We start from the raw sequence: 8,809 nt of genomic DNA, 5'->3' as shown, positions 1-8,809 counted from the left end.
GATGTGATCGGCGGCCAGTTCGACTCGATGCTCGCCAAGCTGATCGTCACCGGCGAGACCCGCGAGCAGGCGCTGGCGCGCGCCTCCCGCGCGCTGGCCGAGTTCGAGGTGGATGGGCTGGCGACGGTGCTGCCGTTCCACCGGCACATCGTGACCAACCCGGCGTTCATCGGTGACGGGACCTCGTTCGAGGTGTACACGAAGTGGATCGAGAACGAGTGGGACAACCCGATCGAGCCGTACACCGGTGCCGGGCAGGTGGACGCCGACGGTGAGGAGGCGTTGCCGCGGCAGAACGTGGTCGTCGAGGTCGGGGGTCGTCGGGTGGAGGTGTCGCTGCCGGGTCAGTTCTCCCTCGGGTCGGCGGCGCCTGCGGTCGGGGCGATCACCCGGAAGCCGAAGTCCCGCAAGCGGGGCGGTGCCGGTGGTGCTGCGGCGTCGGGTGATGCGGTGACCGCGCCGATGCAGGGGACCGTGGTGAAGGTCGCTGTTGAGGAGGGTCAGGAGGTCGCCGAGGGTGACCTGATCGTGGTGTTGGAGGCGATGAAGATGGAGAACCCGGTGACCGCGCACAAGTCGGGTGTGGTGACCGGTCTTGCGGTGGAGCCGGGTGCGGCGATCACGCAGGGCACCGTCCTCGCCGAACTCAAGTAGGCGCTCCGCGCCCGTGAGTCCTTGTGGTCCCGTGGCGGGCCGAAAGGACTCACGGGCGGCGCAGCCGCTTACCCTGGGGGCATGGCCGAACCACCGGATATCCGCATCGGGACCGCCGAACGCGAGCAGGCGCTCGACCAGCTCAGCCAGCACTTCAGTGCGGGCAGGCTGACGGTCACCGAGTTCGACGAGCGCAGCGGGCTGATCGCGGTCTCCTCCACCCGCCGCGAGCTCGACCGCCTGCTCGCGGACCTGCCCGCACTGTCGCCGCAGGCGACCGGGCCGGCCGCCGCGGAATCCGGCCCGGTCGCCAATTCGCCCCGCCCCGACTGGGCGGGGCGAATCGTCGCATTGGTCCCGCTGATCGCGCTGGTGCTGTTCTTCGTCACCGGGACGTGGGTGTGGTTCCTTGCCGTCCCCGCGGCAGGCATCCTGCTGCTCGGCACCGATCGGGAACGCAAGCGTCGACGCGGGGTGGAGGGGAACGACCACTGATGGAACCGATCGAGATCAACGCCGGATCCTGGTATCTGCGGGGGCTGCGGGCCGACGAGCGGGTCGACGACCGGCCTGCGCTCGCCGACGGCGGCATCACCGACCCCGACCACGTCGCCGCCCGCGCCCGGCAGTGGGCGGGCGGCGAGCACTACTCGTGGGCGGTGTGCGAGCCGACGACCGGTGAACTGCTCGGGGAGGTCGGTCTGACCCCGGCCGGCACGGACGGCACGCTCGGCGGCTGGGCGCGTCCCGGTCACGACGCCGCCCTCGCCGCCGCGACCGCGGCCGTCCGACGGTTCGCGGAGGGAGCCCTCGGGCTCACCGTCGCTGACCGGTGAGCGTCGGGACAGGCCCCCGCGCGGGTAGCCTGTCCCCCGTGTCCCCGATCGTGGTCCTCACCGGCGCGGGCATCTCAGCCGAGAGCGGGGTGCCGACCTTTCGCGACGCCGACGGCCTGTGGGAAAGCCACCGGGTCGAGGACGTGGCGACCCCGGAGGCGTTCGCGCGGGACCGGATGCTGGTGCAGCGGTTCTACGACGCCCGCCGCGCGGCGTTGCACACCGTCGAACCGAACCGCGCGCACCGGGCCCTCGCCGAACTTGAGGACGTCCTCGGCGGGGACCTGCTGGTGGTGACGCAGAACATCGACGACCTGCACGAGCGGGCCGGTTCGCGCAACGTCATCCACATGCACGGCGAGCTGCGCCGGGCGCTGTGCCGCGCGTGCGGCGTTGCGGATCCGTGGAGCGGCGACCTCAGCGGCGAGCCCGCGTGCCCGCACTGCGGCGTCGCCGACCTGAGGCCGGACGTGGTGTGGTTCGGGGAGGTCCCCTACGAGATGGACCGCATCACCGACGCGCTCGCGGGTGCCGACCAGTTCGTGTCTATCGGCACCTCCGGCGCGGTCCACCCCGCCGCCGGATTCGTGCGGTACGCCAGGGACAACGGCGCCGCCACGCTCGAGCTGAACCTCGACCCGAGCGAGGGCAGCCACCTGTTCCACGAGGCGCGGCACGGCACGGCGGGCGAACTGGTCCCGGCGTGGGTCCGCGAGGTGCTCGAGCAGCGTCGCTGACCCGGGCGGCCCGCCTCGATCAGTCCCGGGTGAGGAGCCGGCCGCGCAGCGCGGCGATGTCGTCGGCGCCGAGCCCGAGACCCCGCACGAAGTAGCCCTCGATGTCACCGAAACCGGTGCGCATCTCGTCGAGCGCGGCCTCCAGGTAGTCCCGGCGCACCCCGAGCAGCGGCAGCAGGATGTCCGGGTTGCCGCCCGCGTCCCGGAAGCGGTCGAACACCGGAGCCAGCGCGGGCAGCAGCTGGTCGTTCGTCAACAGGTATTCGTCGAATACCCGCCCCTCGTCGACACCGAGCAGCAGCAGCAGCGCCGCCACCGCCCAGCCCGTCCGGTCCTTGCCGGTGGTGCAGTGGATCAGGACTGCGGTGTCGTCGCGGCGGGCCAGGTCGGTGTACAGCGCCCGGTACGCGGCGACCGCGGACGGCATCGACACGAAGTCCCGGTAGCTGCCGATCAGGTACCCGCCCGCCTGGTCGCCGCCGAGCAGGTCCTCCGCGAGCACCGGGTCGTCGAGGATCTTCTGCATCATCGCCGGGGCCTGCGAGGCGTCCCGGTCGGCGAGCACGTCCAGGGGAACCTCCTTGGCGCCCGCGGGGATCCGATCCGGCTTCACCTCGCGTTCGGCGAGGGTGCGCAGGTCGAATACGGTGGCGAGCTGCAGCGCCTCCAGGGCCGGGAGGTCGGCGTCCGCGACCGCCGCGAGGTCGGTGGACCGGTAGATCCGGCCGGTGCGCACCAGCGATCCGTCGGCGGTGCGGTATCCGCCCGCGTCCCGAAGGTTGGGCACGGAGGCGATGGGGATGGACGAACCGACCGGCCGCGGGATGCTCATGCCTGCACGGTAAACCACGGCGCCGATCACCGCGCCGTCCGCGGTCCCGCGGTGGCCGCACCGGACGCCGACCGCTGTTCACAGGCCCCGCCCGGGGCTGGCGCGGCGGCCGCCTCGTTCATGACGGCGCCGATCGCGATGCCGAGCACCAGCGCGGCGGCGACACCGATCACCCAGGTGGACCTGGCGACGCCGGCGTCGATGCGGTCGACCGGGTCACGGTGCCGGGCGGGGTCGGGGTGCGGGGCGGGGTCGAACTCGTTCACGTGGACGTCCTCGAGAATGCGGTCGGGGCGGTCCCGCGCGAGGACGCTGTCGCACAGCGTCGCCCGTCCGGGGCCACCGCTCCACCTCGGAGCCGCACAGAATGACAGGTGCCACCGACACGTTCGCCGGAAACCGGGCGGATCAGCGGCGGAGCACCGCGTCGAGGGCGTCGACGGCGTTCGACAGCTCGGTTGCGGTGACCGTCAGCGGGGGCCGGAACCGGACGCCACGCTCCCCGGTGCCGAGCGCGAGGACGTGCTCGCGTTCCCGAAGCGCGGCGAGCACCGCGTCGCGCCGGGCGGTGCTGTCGAGGGTGACGGCGCCGAGCAGCCCGCGGCCGCGGGGGTCGGTGACACCGTCGTGTCGACCGGCCAGCGCGGTCAGGTCGGCGAGCAGCTGCGCCCCGAGCATCCGGGCCCGATCGATCAGCCGGTCCCGTTCGATCACCTCCAGGATGCGCCGTGCCCGCACCATGTCGGTGAGGTTGCCGCCCCAGGTGGAGTTGATCCGGGAGCCGACGGCGAAAACGTTGTCCGGGACCTCGTCGACGCGGCCGCCCGCCATGATGCCGCACACCTGGGTCTTCTTTCCGAACGCGACCACGTCCGGCCGCAGCCCCAACTGCTGGTATGCCCACGCGGTGCCGGTGGTGCCCGCACCGGTCTGTACCTCGTCGAGGACGAACAGCGCGTCGCGCTCACGGCACAGGTCGGCGACGGCCTGCAGAAACTGCGCGCGCAGGTGCCGGTCGCCGCCCTCGCCCTGGATCGGTTCGGCGATGAAACAGGCGATGTCATTCGGGTTTTCGTCGAATGCGCGGCGCGCCTGCTGCAGCGCCCGTCGTTCCGCCGCGGCGACGTCCGCGCCGCCCTCCGCGGTCGGCGCGTCGATGCGGGGCCAGTCGAAGCGGGGGAACCGGGCGACCTTGACCGGATCGGTGTTGGTCAGCGACATCGTGTATCCGCTGCGGCCGTGGAAGGCGTGCCGCAGGTGCAGCACCCGGGTGCCGAGGGCGGGGTCGCGGCCCGCGGCCTCGTTGTGTCTGCTCTTCCAGTCAAACGCGACCTTGAGCGCGTTCTCGACGGCGAGGGCGCCGCCGTCGACGAAGAACAGGTGCGGCAGCGCGGGGTCGCCAAGCACCCGCGCGAAGGTGCGCACGAACCGTGCCATCGCGACGGTGTAGACGTCGGAGTTGCTCGGCTTGTTCACCGCGGTCTCGGTGAGTTCGGCGAGGAACCCGCGGTCCAGCACGAGAGCTGGATGGTTCATGCCGAGCGCATTCGACCCGAAGAAGCCGAACATATCGAGGTATTCGGTGCCGTCACGCTGGTCGACCAGCGTGCGCCCGCGAGACCGGACCGGGTCAAGGACGAGGTCGAACCCGTCGACCAGCATGTGTTCCCGCAGCACGCCGAGAACCTCGCCGGGCTCGATGCGCCCGCCGCCGTGCCGCAGATCGATCGCGCCACTCATACCCCGAGGCTATGCCGAAAATTCCTGTCTTGGTGCGAGTACCGGTAACAATTCCTGTTCGATCCGCTACCTGTCGTAAAAAGTCTGCAGGATGACGGTGCTGCGGGTGCGGACGTTGGCCGTGGTCCGGATCTCCTGCAGCAGACGCTCCAGCGCCCGGGGCGACTCCACCCGCACCAGCAGCATGTAGCTCTCCTCCCCCGCGACCGAGTGACACGACCGGATCGCGGGCAGGTGCGCCAGCCGGGCGGGGGCATCGTCGGGACCCGACGGATCGAAGGGGGTGATCGCGACGAACGCGGACAGTTCCTCACCGAGCGCCGCCGGGTCGACGCGCGCGCCGTACCCGCGGATCACCCCGCGCGTCTCGAGCCGGCGCACCCGGGTCTGGACCGCGGACACCGACAGTCCCGCCTTCCCCGCAAGGGTGGCCAGCGTCGCGCGCCCGTCGTCGACGAGTTCACGCACAAGCAGCGTGTCAATCTCGTCCAATGGCTCCGCCATGAGGGGAGGCTAGCCCACTCGTGGAGTAGGAAAGGAGAAGGACGTTCATCCGCCGCGACCAGGGAGGCCGACCAGATGTCCGACACCACCCACCCGTCCCCCCGTGACCGCGCCGCCGTTGCGTTGCGTGCCTGCGGGGTCACCGACCTGCCCACCGGCACGGACCTGCACGTCTGCACCCCGATCGACGGGTCGGTGCTGGCCGACCTGCGGGCGAGCTCCGCCGCGGACGTCGACGCCGCGATCGCCGATGCGCGAGTGGCGTTCTCGTCGTGGCGCACGGTCCCGGCACCGCAACGCGGCGCGCTGGTGCGCAGGCTCGGCGCGCTGCTCACCGAGCACCGGCACGACCTCGCGACGCTGGTGACCCTCGAGGCGGGAAAGATCACGTCGGAGGCCCTCGGCGAGGTGCAGGAGATGATCGACGTCTGCGAATTCGCGGTCGGGCTCTCCCGCCAGTTGTACGGCCGGACCATGCCGTCCGAGCGGCCGGGGCACCGGCTGATGGAGACCTGGCATCCGCTCGGGGTGGTCGGGGTGATCTCGGCGTTCAACTTCCCGGTCGCGGTGTGGTCGTGGAACGCGGCGATCGCCCTGGTGTGCGGGGACCCGGTGGTGTGGAAGCCGTCCGAACTCACCCCGCTGACCGCCCTCGCCTGCGATGCCCTGCTGCACAGGGCGGCCGCCGACACCGGCGCCCCCGAGGGCGTGCACGGCCTGCTGCTCGGCGGCGAACAGGTGGGGGACTTCCTCGTCGACGATCCGCGGGTGGCGCTGGTCAGCGCGACCGGGTCGGTGGGGATGGGTCGACAGGTCGGACTGCGGGTCGCGGCGCGGCTCGGTCGCTGCCTGCTCGAACTCGGCGGCAACAATGCCGCGGTCGTCGCCCCGTCCGCCGACCTGGACCTCGCCGTCCGGGCGGTCGTGTTCGCGGCGGCGGGCACCGCGGGGCAGCGCTGCACCACGCTGCGCAGGCTGATCGTGCACGCCTCGATCGTGGACACCGTCGTCGACCGGATCGCGGACGCGTATCGCCGGCTCCCGGTCGGGGATCCCTTCGACGCGGACACCCTCGTCGGCCCCCTGATCCGGGAACATTCCTGGGAGGCAATGCAATCCGCTCTCTACCGGGCGACGTACGTCGAGGGCGGCGAGCTGGTGTGCGGCGGCACGCGGCTCGACCGGGACGGGGTGTACGTCACGCCAGCGGTGGTCCGGATGCCGCAGCAATACCCGGTGGTGTGCGAGGAGACGTTCGCGCCGATCCTCTACGTGCTGACCTACGACACCCTCGACGCGGCGATCGCGCTGCACAATGCGGTCCCGCAGGGACTGTCGTCGTCGATCTTCACCCTCGACCAGCGGGAGGCGGAACGCTTCCTCGCCGCCGACGGGTCCGACTGCGGCATCGCGAACGTCAACATCGGCACCTCCGGCGCCGAGATCGGTGGCGCGTTCGGCGGCGAGAAGCACACCGGCGGCGGCCGCGAATCCGGGTCCGACTCGTGGAAGGCGTACATGCGGCGGGCGACGAACACCGTCAACTACTCCCCCGACCTGCCGCTCGCCCAAGGCGTCGAGTTCGGGCGCTGACGCACCCGTGAGTCCTTTCGGCCCGCCACGGGACCGGAAGGACTCACAGGCGGCGGAGCCGCTCACCGGGCGAGCGGCTTGCCCATCGCCGTCGCCGCGACGTGACCGCGGATCGTCTCGGCAACCAGGTCGGGGTTCTCCAGCATCGGCACGTGCCCGACCCCGGGAAGCACCACCCGGCCCGCCCAGTCCGGCAGCTCGTCGAGGAACCGGCGACCGTACGTCTCGATCGGCAGCATCCGGTCGTGCTCGCACAGGGCGAGCAGCGTCGACACCCGCACCCGGTCGAGTCCGCGAATCCCGCCGTCGCGCAGTCCCATCCACTCGGTGGGCAGAAACACCCGGCACCGGGTGGCGGCCCGGATCACCGTCCGGACCTCCCGCTCCGGAACCGACGCGGCGTCGTCGGAGAGCAGGGACAGCACCAGGCGCCGGACCACCGCGAGCCGGGAGGCGGGCATCCCGACGACCCGGCCGACCGCCGCGATCGGGGTGAGCGCGAGGAAGATCGCCCCGAGCCGCAGCTCCGACGGAGACAGGTCCGACCAGCCGCCCGCCGGCGCGATCGCGGTCAGCGAGCGGGCCCGTCCGCGGCGCTCGAGCTCGAAGCCGACCCAGCCGCCCAGCGAATTGCCGACGACGTGGCAGTCCCCCCAGCCGACCTCGTCGAGGACCCGTTCGACCCCGTCCGCGTAGTGCTCGATGCTGACGTCCAGTGCGCGGATCTGCTCGCCACCCCAGTGCCCCGGCATCGACACCGCGAGCACATCATGGTCATCGGCAAGCAGGTCCGCCGTCCGCCGCCACACGTGATGCGAAAGCGTGAACGGGTGGATCAGCAGCACCGGCTCGCCGTGGCCGACGCGCCGGTACCGGTCCGGTGAGGTGCGCATTCCCGCACCGTACGACACCCGTCGAGCCCACACGGGGATCGTCACCCAGTCGTGATGTCGACCCGTGCCTGCGCACCGGAGTCCGTGCGTCGGTGGCGACCCGACGCTGAACCGATGAGAATCGGACGGCACGACGGTCCATACCTGTATCGAGCGGGCACACCCGCGCGGCGAGATCCGAGGGAAGGGTTCGATCATGTCCGAGTACTCCGCACCCATCGGCGCCCCCATCTGGTGCGACCTGATGAGCAGCGACCCGGCCGGGGCCGCCGACTTCTATCGCGCGATCTTCGGCTGGGAGGTCGAGGGGCCGCCGCGCGAGGAGTTCGGCGGCTACCAGAACTTCACGCGAGACGGTCGGCGGGTGGCCGGGCTGTCCCCGTGGATGCAGGAGGCGGGCGGGCCGCCGAACGTGTGGTCGGTGTACCTGCACACCGCCGATGCCGACGCGACCGCCCGGGCCGTCGAGGCCGCGGGCGGGTCGGTGCTGTTCCCGCCGATGGCCATCGGCACCGAGGGCACGATGCTCGCGGCGAGCGACACGGCCGGGGCCGCGATCGGGTTCTGGCAGCCCGCGGACCACACCGGGTTCTCGCGGTGGGGCGAGCACGGGACACCGTACTGGTTCGAGTCGCAGAGCAAGGACTACGCGAAGTCGATCGCCTTCTACCCGAAGGTGATCGGTGCGCGGATCGAGGAGGTCGTGCCAGCGGGACCGGACACACCGGGGGCGTACAGCCAGGTGTTCGTCGGCGAGTCCGCCTACTCGGGGATCATGGACGCCGCGCAGATCCAGCCTGCGGAGGTGCCATCGTTCTGGCAGGTGTACATCACCGTCGACGACGTCGCGGGAACCGTCGCGCAGGTCGAGTCGCTCGGCGGCGCCGTCCGGATGCCCGCCGTGGACACCCCGTACGGCACGCTCGCCGTCGTCACCGACCCGTTCGGCGCCGCCATCTGCCTCGGGCACCCGCCTGCCGGAATGTAGCACCGCGCCCCGCCGGTTCGGCGCCGCCGTCC

At 71.8% G+C, this 8,809-nt stretch carries 11 protein-coding genes; 6 read left to right on the top strand and 5 right to left on the bottom strand.

The window, feature by feature from the left end:
• From ACFWPA_RS09120 to ACFWPA_RS09105, 4 genes are all read left to right on the top strand, one after another.
• A partial coding sequence (locus ACFWPA_RS09120) for a biotin/lipoyl-containing protein (protein ID WP_378570039.1) occupies positions 1-654 on the top strand: 654 nt, incomplete at its 5' end.
• 81 nt (positions 655-735) lie between these two features.
• Positions 736-1,149, top strand: coding sequence for a DUF1707 domain-containing protein (locus ACFWPA_RS09115; protein WP_378570038.1), 414 nt, complete (start codon positions 736-738; stop codon positions 1,147-1,149).
• Positions 1,149-1,490, top strand: a complete 342-nt coding sequence (locus ACFWPA_RS09110) for a hypothetical protein (RefSeq protein WP_378570037.1) — start codon at positions 1,149-1,151, stop codon at positions 1,488-1,490. The genes ACFWPA_RS09115 and ACFWPA_RS09110 overlap by 1 nt, the downstream gene beginning before the upstream one ends.
• 38 nt (positions 1,491-1,528) lie before the next feature.
• Positions 1,529-2,227 (top strand): NAD-dependent deacylase, encoded by a 699-nt coding sequence (locus ACFWPA_RS09105; RefSeq protein WP_378506889.1) that lies wholly within the window; start codon positions 1,529-1,531, stop codon positions 2,225-2,227.
• A gap of 19 nt (positions 2,228-2,246) precedes the next feature.
• Here the strand turns inward: ACFWPA_RS09105 and ACFWPA_RS09100 are convergent, their stop codons facing one another.
• From ACFWPA_RS09100 to ACFWPA_RS09085, 4 genes are all read right to left on the bottom strand, one after another.
• On the bottom strand, positions 2,247-3,059 hold the full coding sequence (locus ACFWPA_RS09100) for a tyrosine-protein phosphatase (protein ID WP_378506888.1): 813 nt from the start codon (positions 3,057-3,059) through the stop codon (positions 2,247-2,249).
• 26 nt (positions 3,060-3,085) lie between these two features.
• Positions 3,086-3,325, bottom strand: coding sequence for a hypothetical protein (locus ACFWPA_RS09095; RefSeq protein ID WP_378570036.1), 240 nt, complete (start codon positions 3,323-3,325; stop codon positions 3,086-3,088).
• 142 nt (positions 3,326-3,467) lie between these two features.
• Positions 3,468-4,799: an L-lysine 6-transaminase gene (gene lat, locus ACFWPA_RS09090; RefSeq protein ID WP_378506886.1), complete on the bottom strand. Its 1,332-nt coding sequence runs from the start codon at positions 4,797-4,799 to the stop codon at positions 3,468-3,470.
• Between the two features lie 66 nt (positions 4,800-4,865).
• Positions 4,866-5,303, bottom strand: coding sequence for an Lrp/AsnC family transcriptional regulator (locus ACFWPA_RS09085; protein WP_378506885.1), 438 nt, complete (start codon positions 5,301-5,303; stop codon positions 4,866-4,868).
• A 75-nt stretch (positions 5,304-5,378) separates the two neighbouring features.
• On the opposite strand from ACFWPA_RS09085, the gene ACFWPA_RS09080 reads away from it, so the two are divergent.
• Positions 5,379-6,896, top strand: coding sequence for an aldehyde dehydrogenase family protein (locus ACFWPA_RS09080; protein WP_378570035.1), 1,518 nt, complete (start codon positions 5,379-5,381; stop codon positions 6,894-6,896).
• A 62-nt stretch (positions 6,897-6,958) separates the two neighbouring features.
• Here the strand turns inward: ACFWPA_RS09080 and ACFWPA_RS09075 are convergent, their stop codons facing one another.
• Complete coding sequence (locus ACFWPA_RS09075; RefSeq protein WP_378506883.1) at positions 6,959-7,789, bottom strand: alpha/beta fold hydrolase; 831 nt, start codon at positions 7,787-7,789, stop codon at positions 6,959-6,961.
• A gap of 196 nt (positions 7,790-7,985) precedes the next feature.
• Here ACFWPA_RS09075 and ACFWPA_RS09070 point away from each other — a divergent pair, with 196 nt between their 5' ends.
• Positions 7,986-8,777: a VOC family protein gene (locus ACFWPA_RS09070; RefSeq protein WP_378506882.1), complete on the top strand. Its 792-nt coding sequence runs from the start codon at positions 7,986-7,988 to the stop codon at positions 8,775-8,777.
• Positions 8,778-8,809: the final 32 nt, after the last annotated feature.

The sequence above is a fragment of the Rhodococcus sp. NPDC058505 genome (assembly GCF_042720095.1).
Lineage (GTDB): Bacteria > Actinomycetota > Actinomycetes > Mycobacteriales > Mycobacteriaceae > Rhodococcus_G.
This window is presented reverse-complemented; position numbering and strand designations above follow the sequence as displayed.

Bases quoted from the DNA above. Each gene is read 5' to 3' on its own strand.
- ACFWPA_RS09115 (WP_378570038.1), top strand. From the start codon at position 736: ATGGCCGAACCACCGGATATCCGCATCGGGACCGCCGAACGCGAGCAG.
- ACFWPA_RS09110 (WP_378570037.1), top strand. From the start codon at position 1,149: ATGGAACCGATCGAGATCAACGCCGGATCCTGGTATCTGCGGGGGCTG.
- ACFWPA_RS09100 (WP_378506888.1), bottom strand. From the start codon at position 3,059: ATGAGCATCCCGCGGCCGGTCGGTTCGTCCATCCCCATCGCCTCCGTG.
- lat (WP_378506886.1), bottom strand. From the start codon at position 4,799: ATGAGTGGCGCGATCGATCTGCGGCACGGCGGCGGGCGCATCGAGCCC.
- ACFWPA_RS09085 (WP_378506885.1), bottom strand. From the start codon at position 5,303: ATGGCGGAGCCATTGGACGAGATTGACACGCTGCTTGTGCGTGAACTC.
- ACFWPA_RS09080 (WP_378570035.1), top strand. From the start codon at position 5,379: ATGTCCGACACCACCCACCCGTCCCCCCGTGACCGCGCCGCCGTTGCG.
- ACFWPA_RS09075 (WP_378506883.1), bottom strand. From the start codon at position 7,789: ATGCGCACCTCACCGGACCGGTACCGGCGCGTCGGCCACGGCGAGCCG.
- ACFWPA_RS09070 (WP_378506882.1), top strand. From the start codon at position 7,986: ATGTCCGAGTACTCCGCACCCATCGGCGCCCCCATCTGGTGCGACCTG.